Origin of the sequence: Acidovorax sp. GW101-3H11, from assembly GCF_001633105.1 — a bacterium.
In the GTDB taxonomy this organism is placed as follows: domain Bacteria; phylum Pseudomonadota; class Gammaproteobacteria; order Burkholderiales; family Burkholderiaceae_C; genus Acidovorax.
Window position 1 is genome coordinate 1 of the sequence record NZ_LUKZ01000006.1, and the last position, 23041, is coordinate 23041.

12 protein-coding genes are annotated in these 23041 nt (G+C 69.7%); 5 read left to right on the top strand and 7 right to left on the bottom strand.

From position 1 onward, the window contains the following. Positions 1-261: 261 nt before the first annotated feature. Complete coding sequence (locus A1D30_RS04765) at positions 262-3837, bottom strand: indolepyruvate ferredoxin oxidoreductase family protein (protein ID WP_063459652.1); 3576 nt, start codon at positions 3835-3837, stop codon at positions 262-264. A 188-nt stretch (positions 3838-4025) separates the two neighbouring features. On the opposite strand from A1D30_RS04765, the gene A1D30_RS04770 reads away from it, so the two are divergent. The 5 genes from A1D30_RS04770 to A1D30_RS04790 all read left to right on the top strand — a co-directional run bounded on the left by A1D30_RS04770 (position 4026) and on the right by A1D30_RS04790 (position 11782). Next, on the top strand, positions 4026-4511 hold the full coding sequence (locus A1D30_RS04770) for an Lrp/AsnC family transcriptional regulator (RefSeq protein WP_055400366.1): 486 nt from the start codon (positions 4026-4028) through the stop codon (positions 4509-4511). Positions 4512-4898: 387 nt separating this feature from the next. After that, on the top strand, positions 4899-7898 hold the full coding sequence (locus A1D30_RS04775; protein ID WP_063459653.1) for a DUF2339 domain-containing protein: 3000 nt from the start codon (positions 4899-4901) through the stop codon (positions 7896-7898). Then, positions 7895-9382: a DUF3999 domain-containing protein gene (locus A1D30_RS04780; protein ID WP_063459654.1), complete on the top strand. Its 1488-nt coding sequence runs from the start codon at positions 7895-7897 to the stop codon at positions 9380-9382. The genes A1D30_RS04775 and A1D30_RS04780 overlap by 4 nt, the downstream gene beginning before the upstream one ends. Before the next feature lie 107 nt (positions 9383-9489). Further along, entirely contained in the window at positions 9490-11247 is a 1758-nt protein-coding gene (locus A1D30_RS04785; protein ID WP_063459655.1) for an MFS transporter, read from the top strand. 103 nt (positions 11248-11350) lie between these two features. Beyond that, positions 11351-11782: a hypothetical protein gene (locus tag A1D30_RS04790; RefSeq protein ID WP_242421789.1), complete on the top strand. Its 432-nt coding sequence runs from the start codon at positions 11351-11353 to the stop codon at positions 11780-11782. A 75-nt stretch (positions 11783-11857) separates the two neighbouring features. On the opposite strand, the gene A1D30_RS04795 is transcribed toward A1D30_RS04790, so the two are convergent. The 6 genes from A1D30_RS04795 to A1D30_RS04820 all read right to left on the bottom strand — a co-directional run bounded on the left by A1D30_RS04795 (position 11858) and on the right by A1D30_RS04820 (position 23020). Further along, the gene (locus A1D30_RS04795) at positions 11858-13903 is read right to left on the bottom strand and encodes a DUF2868 domain-containing protein (protein ID WP_063459657.1); all 2046 of its coding nucleotides are present in this window, start codon (positions 13901-13903) and stop codon (positions 11858-11860) included. 63 nt (positions 13904-13966) lie between these two features. Beyond that, a complete protein-coding gene (locus A1D30_RS04800; protein ID WP_082836322.1) occupies positions 13967-15190 on the bottom strand; it encodes an MltA domain-containing protein in 1224 nt (407 codons plus the stop codon). A 147-nt stretch (positions 15191-15337) separates the two neighbouring features. After that, complete coding sequence (locus A1D30_RS04805; protein ID WP_063459659.1) at positions 15338-15967, bottom strand: response regulator; 630 nt, start codon at positions 15965-15967, stop codon at positions 15338-15340. Continuing rightward, complete coding sequence (locus A1D30_RS04810; protein ID WP_063459660.1) at positions 15967-18060, bottom strand: ATP-binding protein; 2094 nt, start codon at positions 18058-18060, stop codon at positions 15967-15969. Before A1D30_RS04810 ends, A1D30_RS04805 begins: the two co-directional genes overlap by 1 nt. After that, positions 18057-18875, bottom strand: coding sequence for a carbon-nitrogen hydrolase family protein (locus tag A1D30_RS26360; RefSeq protein ID WP_063459661.1), 819 nt, complete (start codon positions 18873-18875; stop codon positions 18057-18059). Before A1D30_RS26360 ends, A1D30_RS04810 begins: the two co-directional genes overlap by 4 nt. After that, on the bottom strand, positions 18872-23020 hold the full coding sequence (locus tag A1D30_RS04820; protein WP_063459662.1) for a YhdP family protein: 4149 nt from the start codon (positions 23018-23020) through the stop codon (positions 18872-18874). The genes A1D30_RS26360 and A1D30_RS04820 overlap by 4 nt, the downstream gene beginning before the upstream one ends. Positions 23021-23041 lie beyond the last annotated feature (21 nt).

Sequence of the window (23041 nt, forward strand, 5' to 3'; positions counted from 1 at the left end):
GCTATGGCACCACCGACCACTTCATCGCCATGGCGTTCCTGATCGCTGGAAAGCTCACTCACCTGCCGGGCAGTCCTTTGCAAAAAGCAAGGGCCTGACCATGGCTATGGTGGGGAATGTGGCTTTCCACCCGAAACGGAAGAGAGCCTCAAAAATCGGCTTCTACGCGCATCCATTAAGCGCTGATAGCTATGATTTTGATAGTAAAAAGCCCGCGCAAGCGCGGGCTTTTCGTTCAAGGTGCTGCTGGTTCGCAGAACTTCAAGCCGCCTGGCGCTGGCCGGGCGCCGCCTTGCCGCTGCGCCACTGGGCCATCAGGCCGTCCCATTTGGGGCGTGCCGCTTTCAGGTGGCGCTCCTTCACGTGGCCATAGCCCCGGATCTCTTCGGGGATGCGGGCGATCTCCACGGCCAGGGCCAGGTTGTCCGCATTCAGCGTGGCCAGCAGTTCGTCGATGCAGGCGCGGTATTCCACGATCAGCGCACGCTCCATGCGGCGCTCCTCGGTCTTGCCGAACACGTCCAGCGCCGTGCCGCGCAGGCCCTTCATCTTGGCCAGCAGGCCAAAAGCGCTGCGCATCCAGGGGCCGAAGGGCTGCTTGACGAGTTCGCCCTTGTCGTTCTTCTTGGCCGTCATGGGTGGTGCCAGGTGGTGCACCAGCTTGTAGTCGCCTTCGAACATATTCACGATCTTGTCCGTGAAGGCCTTGTCGGTGTGCAGGCGCGCCACTTCGTACTCGTCCTTGTACGCCATGAGCTTGAACAGGTAGCGGGCCACGGCTTCGCTCAGGCGGGTGCCGACGTCCAGCCGCGATTCGGTTGCCTTCACCTTCTCGACAAACGCGTGGTACTCGGCCGCGTAGGCCGCGTTTTGGTAGCCAGTGAGGAATTCGACACGTTTGGCGATCATCTCGGTCAGCGAGGGCTTCTTCACAAACTGGATCACCTGCGCTGCCTGGAACAGCGCCTGCACCGACGCCAGATCGTGCGCGCAGCGGCGGCCCCATTCAAACGCGGCCTTGTTGTTGTCCACCTGCACGCCGTTGAGTTCCATGGCGCGCATCAGCGACGCCAGCGTGAGCGGCACACGGCCCTTTTGCCAGGCGTAGCCCAGCATCAGCGGGTTGGTGTAGATGCTGTCGCCCAGCAGCTGCGTGGCGACCTGCTCGGCGTCAAAGCTGCCCACACCGCCCGCGCCCACGGCCGCAGCAATGGCGCTGTCGCAGTTGGCACCCGGGAACTGCCAGTCCGGGTTGGTCACAAACGCCGCCGTGGGCGTGCTGTGGGTGTTCAGCGCCACAAAGGTGCGGCCTGGTTGCATCACCGTCAGCGTGTATTTGTGGGCCGCCACGATGGAATCGCAGCCGATCACCAGGTCCGCCTTGGCCGTATCGACCTTGGTGGTGTAGATGGCCTCGGGGCGGTTGGCGATCTGGATGTGGCTCCAGGTGGCGCCGCCCTTCTGGGCCAGGCCACCGGCGTCCTGCGTGATCACGCCCTTGCCGTCCAGGTGTGCGGCCATGCCCAGCAGCGAACCGATGGTGATCACGCCCGTGCCGCCCACGCCGCCGACCACGATGCCCCAGGCGGCTTCTGCCACTGGCAAAACCGGCTCAGGGATGGAAGGCAGTGCCGACAGGTCGCCCTTTTTTTCCTTCTTGGGCTTCTTGAGCTTGCCGCCTTCCACCGTCACGAAGCTCGGGCAGAAGCCGTTGACGCAGGAGTAGTCCTTGTTGCAGGTGCTCTGGTTGATGCGGCGCTTGCGGCCGAACTCCGTCTCCACCGGCTCCACGCTCAGGCAATTGGACTTGGTCGAGCAATCACCGCAACCTTCGCACACCAGGTCGTTGATGACCACGGTCTTGTCCGGCGTGGCCAGCGTGCCGCGCTTGCGGCGGCGGCGCTTCTCGGTGGCGCAGGTCTGGTCGTAGATGATGACCGTGCAGCCCTTGATCTCGCGGAACTGGCGCTGCAGCGTGTCGAGTTCGTCGCGGTGGTGCACCGTCACGCCCGCGGCCAGCGCCACGCCGTCGTACTTCTGCGGCTCGTCGGTGACGATGATGAGCTTGACCACGCCCTCGGACTTCAGACTGTTCATGATCTGCAGCACCGAGTGGCCTTCAGGGCGCTCGCCCACGGTCTGGCCGCCGGTCATGGCCACGGCGTCGTTGTAGAGCACCTTGTAGGTGATGCTGGTGCCCGCCGCAATGCTCTGGCGGATGGCCAGCAGCCCGCTGTGGAAGTACGTGCCGTCGCCCAGGTTGGCAAACACATGTGCGTCGGTGGTGAACGGCGCTTGGCCCACCCAGGTCACGCCCTCGCCGCCCATCTGCGTGAAGGTGCTGGTCTTGCGGTCGGGCATCCAGTTGGCCATGTAGTGGCAGCCGATGCCGGCCACGGCGCGCGAGCCTTCGGGCACGCGGGTGCTGGTGTTGTGCGGGCAGCCGCTGCAGAACCACGGGGCGCGCTCACCCGTGTCCACCTTCAGCTCGGCCATGCCGCGCTCGCTGGCTTCGATGACGGCAATGCGCGAATCCATGCGCGCGATGATGTCGCTCGATACGCCCAGCTTCTTCAGGCGCTTGGCAATCGCCTTGGCGATGATGGCGGGCGTGAGGTCGGCCTTGGCGCGCAGCAGCCAGTTCTGGCTGGGGTTGGGCATGCTCCATTCGCCGCCGGTGGCATCGCCCTCGGGCTCGTCGAACTTGCCCAGCACGTTGGGACGCACGTCGGCGCGCCAGTTGTACAGCTCTTCTTTCAGCTGGTATTCGATGACCTGGCGTTTTTCTTCCACCACCAGGATCTCTTGCAGCCCTTGTGCAAAGTCGCGCGTGATGGTCGCTTCCAGCGGCCACACCACGTTGACCTTGTGCACGCGGATGCCGAGCTGGCGGCAGGTGTCGTCGTCCAGGCCCAGGTCCACCAGGGCCTGGCGCGTGTCGTTGTAGGCCTTGCCGCTGGCAATGATGCCGAAGCGGTCGTTTTTGCCTTCGATGACGTTGTAGTTGAGCTTGTTGGCGCGGATGTACGCGAGGGCCGCGTACCACTTGTAGTCCATGAGGCGCGCTTCCTGCTCCAGCGGCGCATCGGGCCAGCGGATGTGCAGGCCGCCGGGCGGCATCACGAAGTCTTCGGGCATCACGATCTTCACGCGGTCGGGGTCAATGTTGATGCTGCTGGAGGACTCCACCACTTCCTGGATGGTCTTCATGCCCGACCACACGCCTGAAAAACGGCTCATGGCAAACGCGTGCAGGCCCATGTCCAGAATCTCTTGCACGCTGCTGGGGAAGAACACCGGCGTGCCGCAGGCCTTGAAGATGTGGTCGCTCTGGTGGGCGGCCGTGCTGCTCTTGCTGATGTGGTCGTCGCCCGCAATCGCGATCACGCCGCCGTGTTTGGCCGTGCCCGCCATGTTGGCGTGCTTGAACACGTCCGAGCAGCGGTCCACACCCGGGCCCTTGCCGTACCAGATGCCGAACACGCCGTCGAACTTCTTGCTCTGCGGATACAGGTCGAGCTGCTGCGTGCCCCACACGGCGGTCGCGCCCAGCTCTTCATTCACGCCGGGCTGGAAGACGATGTTGTTGGCTGCCAGGTGCTTCTTGGCGGCCCACAGTGCCTGGTCATACGTGCCCAGCGGGGAGCCCCGGTAGCCGCTGATGAAACCCGCCGTGTTCAGCCCGGCCACCGCGTCGCGCTGGCGCTGCAGCATGGGCAGGCGCACCAGGGCCTGCACCCCGCTCATGAAGGCCCGGCCGTGGTCCAGGGAGTATTTGTCGTCGAGCGTGACGGTTTCCAGCGCCTTGCGGACGGATTCGGGCAACGGGGCATTCATGGCTATGTCTCCAATGGCTGCTTTGTGGGGCCGGGCCTTGTGGGCCGGTGGGGCAGGGGCCATCCGCCCGTTTAGGGCAGCGGCTCCAATGTGGAGGTAAGTGTATGTCTGCGCCGCTGATATGTCTTTGCGTTGTGTGCCGTGTTTAGGCTATTCTGAGAAAGAATCTTTCTCTTTGCCGCCATTTTGTGAACACTCTCGACAAATTCGATATCGCCATCCTCAACGAGCTGCAGGCTGACGCCCGCCTGACGAACGCCGAGCTGGCCCAGCGCGTGGGCCTGTCGGCCGCGCCCTGCTGGCGCCGCGTGCGGGCGCTGGAGGAGCAAGGTTTCATCAAGGGTTACCGCGCCGAGATCGACCGGCACAAGATTGGCCTCGGTGTGCTGGCCTTTGTGCGGCTCGATGCCGACCGCAGCACCGGCAACCTCACGCGCAAGATGGAGGAAGCCATCCGCCAGATCCCCGAGGTCGTGTCCTGCCACTACATCAGCGGCACCGGCACCTTCGAGCTGCAGGTGGTGGCGCGCGACCTGGACAGCTTCTCGCAGTTTGCGCGCGACGTGCTGCTGAACCTGCCCAATGTGAAAGACATGCACACCAGCTTCTCGCTGGGCGAGGTGAAGGCCAGTGGGGCGCTGCCACTCACGCACCTGGCGCGGGCAAAAGGATAATTGCTACAAACTTGATAGCTTTTATGGCTTGATGGACGGGCGCAGAGGCCTGTTTTGGCCTCAAATCCGGGCAGCACAAGCCCCGCCCGGGGCAAGGGGCGCGATGTGGCTGGGCGCCCTGCAGCAAGGTAACAAGGCGTTAGGGCGTGGTTCCTGCGCAGGGTCTGCTGTATAAGCCTGCGGAACCACAGCGGGGCTGCCAAGCTGCCGCACGCAACCTCTCCGCCACGCGCCTGCAAGGCCCTGCACCTCGTGTCCCTGACCGGGGTGTTGGTTCGCAAGGCGGCTGCGCGAGCGGTTGCCGGTGGGTCTACCAATACGACGGCTTCCTTCGCGCACAGCCCCAGGGCCTGCCGACCGGAGCCTAAAAAAGAGGGCGAGGGCGGCATGATCATCTGGGGCATTTTCTGGGGCGCGGTGCTGGGCTCGTGGTTCGGCGGCTACGGCGACTTCGGGCCGTTTGTGGGCGGCATTCTGGGCTTTTTCGCCGGGCTGTCGCTGCGCTGGGCGATCCGCTCGGCCATCCGCACCGAGCTGCAGGCGCACGCCACCAAGGCCACCGCCCAGCCCACGCGGCCCCCCCAGGCAGCGCCGGTTGCCGAAGACCGGTCTGTGGCGCCCGCGCCCGTGCCGCAAGGGCCAGTGCCACACGCACCCCCTCCATCACCCACCCCCAGCGACAACCCCCGGGATGCGGACGACGCTTTCTGGACCGGCGAACTCACGCCCCAAGGCCTGCCGCGCGTCCCGTCGGTGGCCCCGGCGGCGGCCCCGGTAGCCGCCCGCACGGATGCGCCTGCCGCGCCCTTTGAGCCCCGCAAGATTGCCCAGCCCGCCCCACCCAACCCCGTCGAGTTGGCCCTGCTCGCAGCCAAGAACTGGCTCCTGGGCGGCAACACCATCGTGCGCGTGGGCCTGGTGATTCTGTTCATCGGCCTGTCCTTCCTCGCGCGCTACGCGGCGTCGGCCGGGCTGTTGCCGGTCGAGTTCCGCCTGGCCGCGGTCGCAGCGGTGGGCATTGCGCTGCTGGGGGTGGGTTTCCGCAAGCGCACCGACAAGCCCGGTTTTGCGCTGGCCCTGCAGGGCGGCGGCGTGGCGGTGATGTACCTCACCGTGTTTGCCGCCTTCCGGCTCTATGGGCTGCTGCCGCCGCTCTGGGCCTTCGGGCTGATGATCGCGGTCTGCGCCGCCAGTTGTGCGCTGGCGCTGCTGCAGGATTCGCGGGCGCTCGCGGTGGCGGCGTTCGCCGGGGGCTTTGCGGCACCCATCCTGCTGTCCACCGGCCAGGGCAGCCACGTGGGCCTGTTCAGCTACTACACGTTGCTCAATCTGGCCATTCTTTTCATCGCCCACCAGCGCTCCTGGCGCGTGCTCAACGTGGTGGGTTTTGTCGCCACCTTTGGTGTGGCCACGGCCTGGGGGGCGCTCAAATATGTGCCCGATCACTACGCCAGCACGCAGCCCTTCCTCGCGGGTTTTGTGCTGATCTACCTCGCCACCGCCATCCTCTATGCCCGCAACACGCCGACGAAGCTGGGCAAGACGGTGGACAGCATGCTGGTCTTCGGAACGCCGCTGGTGGGCTTTGGGCTGCAGGCCGGGCTGGTGCAGCCGTTTGAGCTGGGCGCGGCCTTCTCGGCACTGGCCTTTGCTGCGGTCTACCTGCTGACCGCGACCATGCTGGCACGCCGCGCGCAAGCCAGCTGGCGCCTGCTCACCGAGTGTTTTATCGCCATCGGCGTGGGTTTTGCCACGCTGGCCGTGCCGCTGGCGCTGGATGCGCAGTGGACCTCGGCGGTGTGGGCGCTTGAAGGCGCGGGCGCCTTCTGGGTCGGCATGCGCCAGGCCCGCTGGATGCCGCGTGCCTTTGGCCTGGCGCTGCAGGTCGTGGCCATGCTGGCGTTCATGGGCGGCGTGGACAGCGGAGGCCTGCAGGTCTCGCCCCTGCCGCTGGCCAACCCGGCCTTCCTGGGTGCGATGCTGATTGCGCTGCCCGCGCTGCTGCTGGCCTGGTGGCTGCGCCAGCCCCAACCCCACAGCGGCTCGGCCTGGGCCCAGGGCTATGCCAGGGTAGAGGTGCTGCTGCCCAACCCGGCCTACCTCTACGGCTTTGTCTTCTGGTGCCTGGCCTGGTGGCTGGAGATCACGCGCAGCGTGCCCGCCACTGAGGTGAACCAGTGGCCCGTGCCGGTGTTCTCGGGCCGCGTTGCCGAACTGCTGGGCATGCTGGCCGTGGTGCTCAGTGCGGCCCTGTCGATGCTGCTCGGCCTGCGCACGCGCTGGGCCGTGGCCACTTGGCCCGCGCGCGCCACCATCGGCGTGCTGGCGCTGGGGTGGGTGGCGCAGGTGGTGGACGGCCACCGTGTGCTGACCACGCCCGCCTGGGCCGTGTGGCCCGTCGTGCTGGCGCTGCACGGGTGGATGCTGTGGCAGACCGACCGCTTGCAGGCGACAGGCACTGAGGGCCTGTCCGCTCAGGGCGCGTCACGCTTCGGCTGGTTCCACGCCGCCACCGCCTGGTTGGTGACCTTGCTGCTGGCCGACTGCCTGTGGTCCGGCATCGGCAAGGCCGAGCTGTGGCGCACCTCGTGGGCCGGTGTGGTCCTGCTGGTCAGCGCGATTGCGGTGCTGATGCTGCTCGCGCTGTGGGCCGGCCGTGGCAACCGGCCTGCGGCACGCGCGGCGCTGCCCTGGCCGCTGAACCCCCATGCCGAGGCCTACTACTGGCTGGCCGCGTTGCCCCTGGCTGTGCTGGTGTTCGGGGGCGCGCTGCTGGCCGCCGTGCATTCGTCGGGCCACACGGCGCCGCTGCCCTACATCCCGCTGCTCAACCCCACCGACCTCACGCTCGCGCTGGCGCTGGGCAGCCTGGTGTTCTGGCGGCGCGTGCTGCTCGCAGCGCTGCCGCCCCCGGCCCGCTCGGGCGGGGTCACCGGGCGCCATGCGCTGGTGGCCTTGGCGCTGCTCGCGTTCATCGTGATCAACACCGTGTGGCTGCGCGTGGCCCACCACTTCTTTGGCGTGCGCTGGGATGCCTCGGCGCTGTTCAACAGCTTTGTGGTGCAGACCGGCTATGCCATCCTGTGGACGCTGCTGGCGCTCAGCCTGATGGTGCTGGCACACCGCCGCGTGCAGCGGCCGCTGTGGCTGGTGGGCGCGGGCCTGCTGGGCGTGGTGGTGGTCAAGCTGCTGCTGATCGATCTGTCCAACGCGGGGGGGGCCGAACGCATCATTGCCTTCATCGCCGTGGGCGTGCTGATGCTGGTGGTGGGCTACTTTGCGCCTTTGCCGCCCAAGTTAACTCCCAAGTCGCCTCCCAAGGCGGACGCCCCTGCGGCGCCTGCCGCGCCACCGCTGGCACCAGCGCAACCAGAAACACTGCCATGAAGAAGCCTGCCGCCCTGAACCTGCCCCTGGGGCTGGCCGCAGCCGCCCTGTCCCTGTGCGCCGGTGTGGCCCAGGCGGCGGCGGATGCCAGCAGCCCTGCGGCCTACACCATCCGCATTCCCGTTACGCTTGCGGCCGATGCGCCGCTGCAGCGCGTGGTGCTGCCCGCCGAGGTGCTGGTGCGCCTGCAAAGCCCGGGCTATGCCGATGTGCGCCTCTTCAACGGCGCGGGCCAGCCCGTGCCGATGGCCCTGGCCGGTGTGGCGGCGGCCAGCGCGCCCGAGGAATCGGTGACCTTGCCCGCCTATCCCATCCTGGGCGCCGCGAGCACGGGCGCGGCCGGGCTGGAGGGCCTGTCGCTGCGCATCGAGGAGCGCCAGGGCCAGCGTGTGGTGCAGATCGACACGGCCGGCACAGCAGGTGCTACTGCCACACAAGCCGTGCGCGGCGCGTTGCTCGACGCGCGCAATGTGCAGTTGCCCGTGGCCCGCATGGCCCTGGACGTGGATCTGCCTGCGGGCCAGCCCGTGACGTTCCGGGTGCAGGCCAGCAAGGACCTCAAACATTGGCAGCCACTGGCCGAGACCGTGCTCTACCGCGCCGACGCGGCAGCGGCGCCCACGGTGTCCACTGCGCCAGGCCGCCTGGGCAACGAGCAGATCGACCTGCAGCGCGCCGACCTCAAGAGCCACTACCTGCGCGTGACCTGGGGCGACGCTGCCGTGACCCTGCGCGGTGCCACGCTGGCTACCGCGCGCAGCATGGGCCCGCGCGAGCGCGTCAGCGCCCGCATGGCGATGCCGCCACTGGGCAACAACCCGCGCGAGCTGGTGTTGGCGCTGCCGTTTGCCACGCCGGTTGCGGCGCTCGCCATCACGCCGCCCGGCAGCAATGTGCTGCTTCCGGTGCGCGTGCTGGGCCGCAACCACCGCGAGCAGCCCTGGTCGCCGCTGGCCAGTGCCGTGGTCTACAAGATGGCAACCGGCGGCAAGGAACAGACCAGCGGACCCGTGGAGCTGGGCGGCGCCTCGGTGCGCGAGATCAAGATCGAAGCCGACCCCAAGACCCCCGGTTTTGCCGCCGCGCCCGCTTTGGCGCTGCAGTTCGAGCCCGCGCAGCTGGTGTTCCTGGCCAGCGGGCAGGGGCCCTTCACGCTGGCGGCCGGGTTGCCCGGGGCCACGGCGGCGGCCAGCGCCTTCCTGCCCCTGGCCAGCCTGGTGCCGGGCTACCAGCCTGCGCAGGAGAACACCCTGCCCGTGGCGCTGGCGGATGTGGCCCGTGCCGACATCACCGGCGGCCAACCCGCAGACGGCGCGCTGGTGCCCGCTGCGGCGGCCAGCGGCGGCATCTCCACGCGCAGCGCCGTGCTGTGGGGCGTGCTGCTGGCGGGCGTGGTGGCTCTCGGGCTCATGGCCTGGCTGCTGCTGCGGCAAACCAAACAGGCGGGCACCCAGGCCCCGGCTGCGCCGACCGATGCAGCGTAACGAGGCGTGAAAACGCGGGAGAAGGCGCGATGTTTGGCGCAGGCCCGCAGTGGGCTATTTGGCGCTGAGCCACCACAGCCGCGCCAACCGTCGCACAATGCGCAGACATGCCGCCATTGCCGTCCCACGAAAGCACGCGCAGCGTTGCGCCCCCGCCCTCCCCTGATGCCCCGGACCTGAGCCCGGGCGCCCCGCCGCAAAGCGATGCGGCTGCAGACCGTGCCGCCCGAGCGGATCTGGCGCATGGCACGGAAGAGTCCGTCGCCGCCCAGTTGGGGGACAGCGCAGCGCTGAACCAGGCGGCTTCGCTCTCACCGTTTGCGCCCTTGTCGGTGCCCGTGTTCCGCATGCTCTGGCTCACCTGGGTGGCGGCCAACACCTGCATGTGGATGAACGACGTGGCGGCCGCCTGGCTCATGACCACGCTCACCACCTCGCCCGTGCTGGTGGCGCTGGTGCAGACCGCTTCCACGCTGCCGGTGTTCCTGCTCGGCTTGCCCAGCGGCGCGCTGGCCGACATCCTGGACCGGCGCCGCTACTTCATCGCCACACAGTTCTGGGTGGCGGCCGTGGCGCTGGTGCTGTGTGTGGCCATCCTGGCCGGAGGCATGACGGCGCCGCTGCTGCTGGCGCTGACCTTTGCCAACGGCATTGGCCTGGCCATGCGCTGGCCGGTGTTTGCTGCCATCGTGCCCGAGCTGGTGAGCCGCCCGCAGCTGCCCGCCGCGCTGGCGCTCAACGGCGTGGCCATGAACGCCTCGCGCATCATTGGCCCGCTGCTGGCGGGCGCCATCATCGCCAGCGCGGGCAGCGCCTGGGTGTTTGTGCTCAACGCCGTGCTGTCCATCATTTCGGGCTTCACCATCATGCGCTGGAAGCGGGTGCACACGCCCAGCCCGCTGGGCCGCGAAAAGCTGCCCAGCGCCATGCGCGTGGGCCTGCAGTTTGTGCGCCAGTCGCCGCGCATGCGGGCCGTGCTGTGGCGCATCTCCATCTTCTTTCTGCACGCCACCGCGCTGCTGGCCCTGCTGCCGCTGCTGGCCAAGGGGCTCGAAGGCGGCGGCGCGGGCACCTTCACGCTGCTGCTGGCCAGCATGGGCGCGGGCGCCATCACGGCGGCGATGTTTCTGCCGCGCCTGCGCCAGGCCATGGCGCGCGATGTGCTGGTGATCCGCGGCACGGCGCTGCAGGCCGCCGCCACAGGCGTGATGGCCGTGGCACCCAATGTGTACGTGGCCGTGCCCGCAATGTTCGTGGCGGGCATGGCGTGGATCACCACGGCCAACTCGCTGTCGGTGTCGGCCCAGCTCGCGCTGCCCAACTGGGTGCGCGCGCGTGGCATGTCGATCTACCAGATGTCCATCATGGGCGCCACCGCGCTGGGCGCCGCCGTGTGGGGCCAGGTGGCCACGGTCACCGACGTGCATGTGAGCCTGGGCATTGCCGCCGCCACCGGCGTGGTGGCCATGTGGGTGGTGCAGCGCCTGGTGGCCGACCGCAGCATGGAGGAAGACCTGAGCCCCTCGCGCGCCTTCAAGGCGCCCGTGGCCGACACACCGCCCGGATCGGGGCACCTGGTGGTCACCATCGAATACTTCATCGACCCCGCCCGCGCCGCCGAATTCCGCGCCGTGATGCAGGAAAGCCGCCGCAGCCGCCTGCGCCAGGGCGCCCTGGGCTGGCAGCTGCTGCACGACATCAGCCAGCCCGCGCGCTACGTGGAGCGCATCGAGGACGAGTCGTGGACGGAGCACCTGCGGCGGTTCGACCGCGTGACCGCCTCGGACGTGGCGCTGCGCGACCGCAAGCTGGCCTTCCATGTGGGCGATGCGCCGCCGCGCGTGACGCGGTGGACGGTGGAATAGGCGCCTGCGTGTGGGGTGCCTCCCCGGCTTCGCCTACCATGGCGGCCTTCCCAGCCTGACCGCGTGCCCCTGGCGGGCCCGCCCTTTCCGCATGCCGAGCTATTTGCGTTCTGCCCTCTGGGCCCTGGCCCTTGGGGCCCCTGCCATCCACGCTGCCGCCGCCGACCCCGCCCTGCTCGGCTGCTGGCGCGCCACCAAGATCGTGCTGCACACGCCCGATGGCGAAAAAGCCGAAGACAGCTCGGGCCGCTGCACGTTGCAGTTCAAGGACGACCAGTTCGACTCCGTCTGCAAGACCACCAGCGGCGTGTCCACCACCACCTACCGCTACCTGGTGGTGCGGCCCCAGGTGTATGCGGCCACCATGGCCAGCAGCAGTTTTCGCACCGAGATGGTGGGCTCGACGCGCGAGTACGAATACCGCATCGACGGCGACCGGCTGCGCACCGTGACCGTGCCCCCGGCCATGGCGTTTGCGGCGGCGGCTGCGCCCCCCCGCGTGGAGACCGAGGCGGCCCGGATGACCTGCCCGTAAAGGGTATAGATCGCTCCTGTTTTGATAGCTAATAAGGTAATACCAACAGGCGGTAGCGGCCAAAAAAGCCAATAGTCAACCCACCAGTGGGCCTGCGGGGGCGGCGCCAGCCCCCTCTGCCGCACCACTGCGCAGCAGGATCCCCATCAGCACCGTGCGCAACAGCGGCGCCAGGGCCGCAGGGTCGGCGCCGTCCTGCAGCGCGGCAGTCAGCGCAGCGCCATGGGCGGCCACCGTGCCGGTGACCTCGGCGTGCCAGCGCGCGGCCCAGGGGTGGGCAGCGTCCGGGGGCATGCGCTGCTGGTGGGCGACGGCGAGGTAGTGGCTGCAGGCCGCTTCGGCGGCGTGTTGCAGCAGGTCCTGCCGCCCTGCGTCCTTCTTTTGCAGCGATCGCACCACCCAGGCCGTGGTGCCGCCCAGCAGCGCGCCCAGGGCCGTGCCTGCGCCCAGGGTCAGGCCGCCCGTGCCCAGGTCGATCAGCGCGCCCGCCTTGGCACCGGCGGCAGCGCCCGCAGCGGCCCCGGCCGAGGTGCCCAGGGCCAGGGCTGTGCCGTCGATGCGGCGCGGCGCGGGCAGCGGTGGGGCCAACTGCGCCGACGGCATGGCAGGCGCGGCGGGCTCGCCATGCAGGGCGCGCAGCGTGGCGTCCAGCACGCGCACCTGGTCTGCGTACTGCGCAGCGGCGGCATCTGGCGGCAGGCGGGTGAGTGCGGCGCAGGCGCGCAGGTGCTGCGCCAGCGCTTGCAGGGCCTGGCCAAAACGCTGCTCGTTGCGTTCCACCCAGGCGGCGCGCAGGCGGGCCAGGGCATGGTGCTGGGCGGGCAAGGCAGTGCTGAGCCGGTCGAACAGCGTGGGCTCCAGCACCCAGCTGGCGCCAAAGTCTTCCCAGCGCAGCGCCATGCGGGGGGCGGCCTGCCAGGCGGGCGGGATGGGGTCGGTGGTCCAGGCCAGCACAGCATCCACGGGCTGGTCGGTGTGCCCGGTGTGGTCGGTAAACCGCAGGTGGTCGCCTTCCGGGGTCTGCAGGCGGGCGCCCAGCAGCACCTGGGCTTGTGCCTGCGGGCCGCGCAGGCCGATCACCAGGTCGCCCGGCAGGCTGGCGCGCAGCGTGTCGAAGGCGGGGCCTTGCGGGTCGATGTGGCCCTGCCACCGGTGTTCGCGCCAGCGCGCCCAGGCGGCCAGGGCCAGGCGCGGCAGCACCACGGCCAGCAGCAGCAGGCCCACGTACATGCCGACCCAGCGGCTGCCAGCGGCACCGCCCATGCCTGCCGCGCCACTTTCGCCCGCAAAGTTCTGCGTGGCCGCGATCTCCTGCAGCGTGAAGGGCGCCAGGCCCAGCAGCAGGGTCAGCGGCGCAAACAGCACCGAGACGATGGCGTGCACCTGCGTGGCGTCGAGAAAGGTGCTCTCCCAGCCAAACTGGTAGCGCACCACCAGCCCGCGCAGCAGCAGCGACAGCGCAATGCCCGCGCCCCAGGCGGCGGCGCACAGGTGCAGCACCCGCGCGGCACGCTGCTGCAGCAGGTCGGTCGCATGGGCCCACCAGCGCTGGTGAAAGTCGGCCGCAATGCGCGCGGCCAGCCCGCGCCCCCGCTCGGCACGGCCGAAGGGATGGTGGAGGGGGCGCAGCGCCTGCTGCAGCCAGGCACCGGGCGCCTGGGGCGGTCGCATGGCGCGCCAGGCGATCAGCAGGTAGACGGCGAGGTTCCAGGCCAGCACGGTGAGCAGCGGGGGCGAGAGCAGGTCCACCCGGTGCGCGTTGCTGATGCGGTCGATGGCCAGGCCCAGCAGCAGCGCGGCCAGCGGCAGGCCACGCGCCACCCAGGGCCCCAGCCCGCCTGCGCCGGGCCGCTGGGTATGTGGAGCGTGTGGGGCATGTGGGGCGTGCAGTGCGGCCACGGTGCTGTCGCGGCCGCTGGCGTGGTTGGCGATGGTGGTGGCGCGCTCCAGCATCACCTCGGCCACCCCCACGCGGGGCAGCCCGCGCGCCCGGGCAGCGGCCACGGCGCTGCGCGTGGCGTCCTGCAGCTCCACCGCGCTGACCAGGGTGTGCCGGGTGTCGGCCTGCTCGATGGCCTGGGCCAGCAGCAGGGTGCGCAGCTGGGGCTCGGTCACGCGCATGGATGCTCCTGATTCAATAGCTATCAGCGCATGATGGTCGCGCGCAGAAGGGCATTTTGAGCCCTATTTGGGCCACAGCGCCCACAGCCGCAGGTTCTGCTTGAGGCGCCCGGCAATGTCGCCCGCCTCGGGGCCCCAGCCGGTGAAGTAGTCGGCGCGCACCGCGCCCAGGATGGCGCTGCCCGTGTCCTGCGCCAGCACCATGCGGCTGAGCTGCACCTGCGGGCCGCTGGAGGCCAGCCACACCGGCGTGCCGTAGGGGATGCTCTGGCGGTCCACCGCAATCGAGCGGCCGGGGGTGAGCGGCACGCCCTGCGCGCCCTTGGGGCCAAAGCTGGCGTCCATGCCCACCAGGGGTTCCTCCTTGAAGAACACGTAGCGCGGGTTGGTCCACATCAGCTCGTTGGTGCGCTGGGGGTTGGCCGCCAGCCAGGCGCGGATGCCGGGCCAGGTGGCGTCGCGGGTGTAGCCCTGGTCCAGCAGCCAGCGGCCGATGCTCTGGTAGGGCTGGTCGTTGGTGCCCGCGTAGGCCACGCGCACGGTGGTGGTGCTGCCGTCGGCCTCGGTGATGCGCAGGCGGCCCGAGCCCTGGATGTGCAGCACCATGGATTCCACCGGGTCGCGCAGCCAGGCGATGGCGCGGCCCGCGAGCGCGGCCTGGGCTTCGGGCAGGGTCTCGATCTGCTGGCGCGTGTACCAGGGCTTGCGCGTGCCAAAACCGGCGGGCAGGCGGTAGACGGGCACGGTGAAGCCGTTGCCGGGCTGGCGCGCGGCGTCCATCATGGGTTCGTAGTAGGCGGTGAGCAGGCCCTCGGCATTGCCGTCGGTGGCTTCAACGCGGTAGGGCTGCAGGCGCGCGATGAGCCAGGCGCGCTGTTCGTCGGCGGTGGCAATGCTGAGCTGGCGCACGTCGCTGCACAGCGCGGTGAAGGGCGGCACGGGCCGCTCGCAGCTCTTGATCCAGGCGTTCCAGGCTTCGTGCAGGGCGTCGTCGCCAAAGCCCGGCAGCTCGGCCCAGCGCACGGGCACCCAGCGGCTTTTGGGCTGCGCCAGCGGCGGCGGCAGCGGGCCGGTGTCGCCGGGCAGCACCACGGTGCTGGCGGGCGGCGGGGGCGGGATGGCCCCGGGGCGGGAGGGGCTTGGGGCGGGCGGCGTGGAGCAGGCGGCCAGCGTTCCTACAATCAGCGCCGTCACAACAAGGCGCAGGGGGTTCAAGGTCATGGGGCTGATTTTGCTTGAAGCGCTGCTGGCGCTGGTGCTGCTGGTGGCCATCGTCTGGTGGACCATGTTTTCGGGCCGCAAGAAGGGCGAGCTGCCGAGCGACGATGCCGATCAGCCACCCCAGTAACTCATTTATTTATAGCTACAAAGCGCCACTGGATGCGCGCAAACGGCCTGAAAAGCTCTGAATCCGCAGTCCAGGGCCGATGAAAGTCACCCCGCCCCGCGCAGCAGGTTGGCCAGCTCCACGGCCGACTTGACCTGCATCTTGTCGAACACGCGCGAGCGGTGCACCTCCACCGTGCGCACGCTGATGTCGAGCTGGTCGGCGATCAGCTTGTTGGGCAGGCCTGCCACCACCAGGTCCATCACATCGCGTTCGCGGTCGGTCAGCTCGGCCAGCCGCACCTGCAGGCCACTGCGCGCGCGCAACTGGCTGAGGCGTTCGGTGGACTGGGCCAGCGCCTGTTCGATGCGGTCCACCAGCGCGTTGTCGGAGAAGGGTTTTTCGCAGAAGTCGAACGCGCCGCGCTTGACGGTGTCCACCGCCGTGGGCACGTCGGCATGGCCGGTGAGAAAAATCACCGGCATGGTGGTCAGGTCGCCGCGTGCGGCCAGCAGGTCGAACAGCGCCAGCCCGCTCATGCCGGGCATGCGCACGTCCAGCAGCAGGCAGCAAGGCTGGCGCTGGGCCGGGCGGCTTTGCAGCATGGCGTCTAAGGCTTCGGCGCTGTCGTAGGACTCGCTGGGCAGCCTGCGCGAGCGCAGCAGCCAGGCCAGGGCTTCGCGCACGCTGGCATCGTCGTCCACGATGTACACGGTGGCGTTGGTGATGGGTTCCATCAGGGTCTTGAATCAGGTTGGGACGCAGGCAGCGTAAAAGTGAACACCGTACCACGGGGCTCATTCGGCGCGAACCCGAGAAAACCGCCGTGCTGCTCGATCACCGTGCGGCACATGCTCAGGCCCAGGCCCATGCCCTCGGGGCGGGTGGTGAAGAAGGGGGTGAAGAGTTTGGCGGCCACCTCGGGCGGGATGCCGGTGCCCTGGTCGGTCACGACGAACTCGACCCAGCCGCTGTGCTGGCTGGAGGCCGCGTGCCGCACCCGGATGTCGAGCACGCGGCTGCGCACGGCGGGGTCGTCCATGGCCTGCATGGCGTTGCGCGCCAGGTTCAGCAGCACCTGCTCGACCATGGTGCGGTCGCACAGGGTGGGGGGCAGGCCGGGCTCCACGGTGGTGTGCACGCGCACGCCCAGTTTGCGCGCCTGCAGGCTCACCAGGGGCAGGATGGCGTCGAGCAGCTGTTGCGCGTGCACCGCCTCGCGCGCCTGGTCGCGGCGGCGCACAAAGTCGTGCACGCTCTTGATCACGCGGCCCGCGCGTTCGGCCTGGCGCGCAATCTGGCGCATGGCCATGCGCACGTCATCGAGCGCATCGGGGGTGGGCGGGGCGGCGCTGGTGTCCGGGGGGACAGACGCGGATGTCGGGGCGGGCGTGGCCTGCTGCTCCAGCAGGTTCAGCGAGCCGTTGGCGTAGCTGGAGATGGCGGCCAGCGGCTGGTTCAGCTCGTGGCTGAGCAGCGAGGCCATCTCGCCCACCGTGGCCAGACGGGCGGTGGCCTGCAGCCGCTCTTGCGAGGCGCGCGAGAGTTCCTCGACGCGGCGCTGCTCGCTGATGTCCAGGAAGGCGCTCATCCAGCCGGTGTGCTGCCCCTGGGCGTTGATCAGCGGCGCCTCGATGATGAGCACCGGAAAGCGCGTGCCGTCCTTGCGCATGAATTCGGACTCGAAGCCCTCGCGCGGCGGCATGGTGCCCGCAAAGCGGATGGCCTGGCGCTGCTGGTATTCCTCCACGCGCTCGGGTGGCCAGTACGGCGCCGACATGCTCAGGCCCAGCAGCTCCTGCGGCGCGAAGCCCACCATCTCGCAAAAGGCCGGGTTCACATAGGTGATGCGGCCCTGCAGGTCGCGCGCGCGCAGGCCGGTGACGAGCGAGTCCTCCATGGCCTTGCGAAACGCCAGCGCGTCGGCCAGGTCGCGTTCGGCGCGCAGGCGGCGGCGGTTGTCGCGCACCAGCACCACCATCACCGTGACCAGCGCAATCGACATGGCCGTGACCAGCGCCGTGAGCACGTTGGGGAACACGCTGGGCGCCGTGTGCCAGCCGTCCATGCGCAGCACCAGGGTGGCGCCGGGCAGGTCCAGCAGGTGCTGGGCGGTGAACATGCGCGAGCCCCGGCGGGCTGCGCCCATCACGGCCAGGCGCGTGCCGTCGGGCTCGGTGAACGAGGCCTCCTGGCTGCGCGTGAGGTTGTGCGCCACCAGGTTCAGCAGGATGTCCTGCAGCCCGTAGGTGGCCACCAGGAAGCCGGTGGTGCGCCCGCCAGCAGTCAGGGGCACACACAGCTCCATCATCTCGGAGCCCAGGCCGTCGCCGTGTGGCTGGAAGTAGCTGGTGGAATACGCGGGGCTGCCCAGGCGCCGGGCGTTGGTGCAGGCGATGGTGAGGTCGGACTGGCTGCTGTCGCGCAGCCGCATGTCCCAGGCCACGGGGCGGTAGGGCGACTGCACGTGGGTGCGCAGCTTGAGGTGGGCGTCGCGCCACTCGATGCGCACCAGCTCGCGGCGGATGCGCAGAAGCTCCGAGGCTTCGACCTCCCAGGCCAGCTGGCCCGGCGCATCGGCGGGCAGGGCCTGCAGGCTCTGCAGGTTGTGTGTGAGGGCGGTGCGGATGTCCGACACCGCATCGGCCGCGTCGCGCTCCAGGCGCGTCTGCACCTGGCTGGCCTCGTAGCGCCCCGCCAGCCACACCATGGTGGCCAGCATCGACACCACCAGCAGCACCAGCGCCGTCCACAGCGACCAGCGGCGCCACGCGCCGCGCCAGCGCTGCAGCAGGGTGCGGGGGGGGCGCGGGGCGCGGGGCTCGGTCACGGCAGCACGCGGTGCGTGAGCGCGGGCAGCTGGGCGCGCACGGCGCGCAGCCGTTCGGCGTCGAGCACGCCGGTCACGGTGCCGGGGCCCTGGTCCTGCTGCGCCAGCACGGTGCCCCAGGGGTCCACCAGCATGCTGCGGCCCCAGGTGTGGCGCCCGTTCTCGTGCACGCCGCCCTGGGCGGGGGCCAGCACATAGGCCAGGTTTTCGATGGCGCGGGCGCGCAGCAGCACTTCCCAATGCGCCTGCCCCGTGGTGTGGGTGAAGGCGCTGGGCACCAGCAGCAGGTCGGCCCCCGCGCGGGCATGGGCGCGGTACAGCTCGGGAAAGCGCAGGTCGTAGCACACCGACAGGCCCACGCGCCAGCGCTGGCCGTCGCGTGCCTGCAGGTCAAACTGCACCGGGGTGTTGCCCGCCTCGATCACGCGGCCTTCGTCGTACAGCTCGCGCCCGTTGTCGAAGTGGAACAGGTGGATCTTGTCGTAGCGTGCCACGCAGTCGCCGGTGGGGCTGAAGACCAGGGTGGTGTTGCGCACGCGGTCGGGGGCGGTGGTCTGCAGCGGCAGGGTGCCGCCCACGATCCACATCTTCAGCGCACGCGCCGTGTCGGCCAGAAAGCGCTGGATCACCCCGTCGCCATCGGCCTCGCGCAGCGCGAGCTTGTCGGTGTCCTTGTGGCCCATCACGCAGAAGTATTCGGGCAGCACGGCCAGCTCGGCGCCGCCCAACGCGGCTTCTTCCAGCAGTGCACGCGCCGCGCGCAGGTTGTCGTCGCGCTGGGTGCCGGACACCATCTGAATGGCAGCTACTTTCATGAGGGCTCTCCGGTCTTGGGGGGGCTGCTGCGGGGCGGGGCGTCGGTGGTGGGGTTGGCCTCGCGGCCCCGGCGCGCCACACGCACCACGCGCGGATCGGCCCAGGTGCCGTCCACGCGGAACTCCTGCGTGGCAGCCTCGATGAGCGGGCCGCGCAGGAACACCTGGGCCAGGAAGCTGCCCAGCCCGATCACGGGGTTGATGGCCGTGGCCACCAGCGAGGCTGTCATGGCATTGATCTCGGGCACCACCACCACGCGCAGGTCCTGGGTTTCGTGGTCGATGTTGGCGTGGCCTTCCATCAGCACGGCGGCGTTCACGCCCTTCATCTGCAGGTTGTTGGTGGTGGCCACGCCCTGTTCGATGCGCAGGTCGCCGCGCACGAAGTCGAAGGCAAAACCTTCGCTGAACACGTCGCGGAAGTCGAGTGTGAGGCGGCGCGGCAGCGACTGCAGGCTCAGCACGCCCAGGAGCTTGGCCAGGCCCGGGTCGGCCTTGAGGAACTGGCCGGACTCGATGTTGAGGTTGATCTGCCCGGTCATGCTGCGGTAGTCGGGGCTGAATGGCGCGCCGATCCAGGCCACCTGCCCTTCCATGCGCCCCTTGCCGCGCCGCACCACATTGGCCATGCCCATGCGCCCCAGCAGGTCGCCCGAGTCACGAATGTCGAGCTTGAAATTGAGCACCGTGCGCCGCTCGGCCGCGCGCGGGGCGGGCCCTGCGGCATTGAGCACGGCCCAGTTGCCGCTGGCCGTGAAGCTGGCCTCGGGTGCGGTGATGTTGAACTTGGCAAGGCGCCATTCGCGCTGGGCGCCCTCGCCGCCCCGGTTCTGGGCCTCCATCTCGACCCGGCCCAGGCGTTTGCCGCGCAGCTCGAAGTCGTCCACCACGATGTCGAGCGCGGGCAAGGTGCCGGGCTGCTCGTCCAGCAGCGCCTCGACCTGGGTCACGTCGCTTTGTGGCATGTTCACACGCGAGAGCCGTGCAAACAAGCGCCCGTTGGGGTGGTCGGTGCTGCCCGGCTGGCGGTATTCCAGGTAGCCATTGAGTTCGGTGGCGTCCAGGTTGGCGCGCCAGGTCGTGCCGTCGCGCAGGGCACCCGCCACCACGTTGTGCAGGGTGCGGCCCTGCAGCGTCAGCTCGCGCGCGCGCAGTGCCAGGGTGGTGGGCAGGTAGTCCTGCGCTACGGCGGGTCCGGTGGGTGTTGTAGACGGAGCCGCGCGGGCGGCGGGCTCGGCCGTGGTGGCCTGCGTCAACACGTCCTCCCAGGCGTCCACATCCACCTTGCCCTGGCTGATGTTGGCGGCCACGCCTTGCACAGGCACTGGCGCAGATTCACCGCCGCTCAGCCCCAGGCCAATGGCGCCGCGCAGCACACGGGGTTGGGGGCCGCTCAGGTCGCGCAGGTAGGTGGCCGCGCCCAGGGCGCCCAGGTCCAGGGTGATCTGGTCGCGCAGCGGGGGGGCGTTGTTGCCATTGCTGTTGGCGGCCAGGCCGGTGAGGGATTCGCGCGCCACCTGGGTCTCGAAGCGCAGGGGCAGGCTGCTGTCGGCGGGTTTGCCCAGCGGGGGCGGCAGCGCCAGGGCCAGACCCTGCAGTGTGGTGCTGACCTGCAGTTCGGGCACGCCCCGGCGGAACGCCAGGGCCAGGGTGTAGGGCGTGCTGCCGGTGGCACGGCGGGCCAGCTGCGCCAGCGTGCCCAGCTGTGGCGTCTGCTGCAGGCCTTCGGCGGTGGCCGTGCCCTGGGCGCGCAGCTGCACGGCCGATTCGGTGGCGGGCGCGTTGGGCGCCAGTGCGCGCATGCCGCCTTCGAGCCGCACATTGCCGCCCAGCGCCTGGGCCTGCACATTGCTCAGCGAGAACCCGGTTTCGCTGAACTGCACGGCGCCCCGCACGCGGCTCAGCGCGGGCGTGTCGGGGGTGATGCGCAGCTCGTTGCCCGCCAGCGTGACACTGCCCTGCACCTTGGATTTGTTGATGTCGCTGATGGGCAGGGAGAGGCGCAGCTGGAAGTCGGCATTGCCGGTGCCGCTGGCCTGGTCGAGCGCGTGGCCGGTCATGCCCCCCAGGGGCGAGGTGGTCATGAGCGTGAGCAGCTCGGCCAGCGGGCCACGCGCGTCGGCGTTCACGGCCACCACGGTGTGTTCCAGGTCGGGGATCTTGGCGTCCACCTTGGACAGCCGCAGGCCCTTGCTGCCCGCAAAGCTGCCGCTGGCGCCGCGCACCATCATCGATGAGCGCTCGAAGATCAGCTCGCCACCCAGCTCCGTGAGCGCGGGCCAGGGCAGGGTGCCCGCAGGCTGCAGCGAGGGCGGCACATAGGCGTAGGTCACATCCTTGACCCGCGCGGCGATGCGGAATTCGCCCAGCTTGGGGTCGTTGAAGGGCAGGTCGTGCAGATCGCCCTTGACGCGGAACTGCACGTTGCTGGCGCTGCCCGCCACCACGGCGTCGCGCACATAGTGGCGCGACTCGGCAGGGATGGACAGGGGCAGGTAGCGGTGCACGCGTGTGCCGTCGGCGCGGTTGAGCGTTCCGGTGAGGTCCAGCACCCCGGGGAAGCGCGATTTGTGGGGTGCCTTGCTGGCATCGCTGGTGTGCCAGGTGGCGCGGGCCTCGCCCTGCGCATCGGCGTTGGCAAACTGCACGTCGTTGGCCTGCACGGCAATGCGGCTGCCTTCAATCTGCCAGCGCAGGTCGGCGCTGAGCCGGTCCAGCGGCAGCAGGGGGTCTTCAAACACGCCCGGCAGCACCAGCGCCCCGGAGGCCATGGTGAGCGCGGCCTTGCCGCCAGCCTGGGTCATGTCGATGTCCACCGTGGCGCCGCGCAAGCCCAGGTGCTTGGGCACCACCCCGGCGGGGGCTCCAGCCAGCGCCAGGCCCTGGATGCGGCCCTTGACCTGGTATTGCTGCAGGGCATCCAGGGGGCCTTTCCAGGTGGCCTGGATCTCATCGACCAGGCCCTCGGGGGTGTAGGTGCGCACGGCATCGTGGGCCGTGGGCCCCAGAGGCAGGCGGCTGGCGATCTGTGCCAGCGCAGCCAGGTCCAGGCGGTCGGCACGGAACTCGCCCTGCTCCGGGGCCTTGCCCGTGGCCGCCGTATGGATAAGCCGCAGGTTGCCGCCGGGCCAGGTCAGGCCGTCGTCGGTCTGGAACTGCAGGCCCTGTGTGGAGAACTCGAACCCGCCGTTCAGCCGCCGCCCGCCCAGGCGCCCCTGAACGGAAGGCAGCACCAGCGCCTGCAGGTCGGGGCTGAGGGTGGTGTTCACGTCGGCCAGCGCCAGGTCGGCGGTGCCGCCCACAATCTGCCCGCCGCGCACATCGGCCCAGGCACGCAGCGCGCCCCGGCCTTGTGCTACTTCAATGCCCAGGTCGGCGTGGTGGCGCAGCTGCGAGACATCGACGCGTGCGAAATCGGCAAACACCTGGCCGTTCCAGTGTTTCCAGTTGCCGTCGCCAGCACGCAGCAGCGGCGCGCGGAACAGGCCCACCACCGTGAAGCGGTCGCCCCAGGCCGGTGGTGGGGTGGCGTCCAGACGCATGTGGTGGTGCCAGTTGCCGTTGCGCAGCAGCAGGTTGACCTTCTCCAGCGCCAGTGCGGGGGCACCGCGCTGCTCGTCGGTCCAGCGCACGGTGCCGTCCTGGATGAACACTTCGCCCTGCGAAAAAAGCCAGTCGGCCGCGTCGTTGTTGTCGCCCTGGTTCTGGGCAAACTCCAGCCCCGCCACGTAGATGCGGCCATCGGTGGCGCGGCGCACGTCCAGCTCGGGCCCCTGCACATAGAGCTGCTCGAACCCGCCCTTGAGCAGCGAGCGGGGCGACAGCGCCACCACCACCCGGGGCAGGTGCAGGGCCGAGCGGCCCGAGGCGTCCAGCAGCGCCACGTCCGACAGTTCGATCGACGGCACCAGCCCCTCGGTGCGGGCCGCGATGGCGCCGATCTGGACGGGAACCCCCAGAGCCCGTGCGGCATGCGCTTCCAGCTGTGGGCGAAAGTCCCCGATTCGCGGCACAATCCAGCCATGAAGGGCCCCCCACGCGATGGCCAGCAGCAGCCAGAAGGCCAGCAGCAACCCCAGTGACCACCGCGCAAAACCTGCCACTATCTTGAGCAGGCGTGAGGGGTGCGTGGTGGGATCGATCATGGTGGGATTGAATGTGGCAGG

Coding starts and splice junctions, on each gene's coding strand:
- A1D30_RS26360 (WP_063459661.1), bottom strand. CDS start 18,875: ATGAAAGTAGCTGCCATTCAGATGGTGTCCGGCACCCAGCGCGACGAC.
- A1D30_RS04785 (WP_063459655.1), top strand. CDS start 9,490: ATGCCGCCATTGCCGTCCCACGAAAGCACGCGCAGCGTTGCGCCCCCG.
- A1D30_RS04800 (WP_082836322.1), bottom strand. CDS start 15,190: ATGGTCCACCAGACGATGGCCACCAGCAGCACCAGCGCCAGCAGCGCT.
- A1D30_RS04795 (WP_063459657.1), bottom strand. CDS start 13,903: ATGCGCGTGACCGAGCCCCAGCTGCGCACCCTGCTGCTGGCCCAGGCC.
- A1D30_RS04765 (WP_063459652.1), bottom strand. CDS start 3,837: ATGAATGCCCCGTTGCCCGAATCCGTCCGCAAGGCGCTGGAAACCGTC.
- A1D30_RS04775 (WP_063459653.1), top strand. CDS start 4,899: ATGATCATCTGGGGCATTTTCTGGGGCGCGGTGCTGGGCTCGTGGTTC.
- A1D30_RS04820 (WP_063459662.1), bottom strand. CDS start 23,020: ATGATCGATCCCACCACGCACCCCTCACGCCTGCTCAAGATAGTGGCA.
- A1D30_RS04780 (WP_063459654.1), top strand. CDS start 7,895: ATGAAGAAGCCTGCCGCCCTGAACCTGCCCCTGGGGCTGGCCGCAGCC.
- A1D30_RS04805 (WP_063459659.1), bottom strand. CDS start 15,967: ATGGAACCCATCACCAACGCCACCGTGTACATCGTGGACGACGATGCC.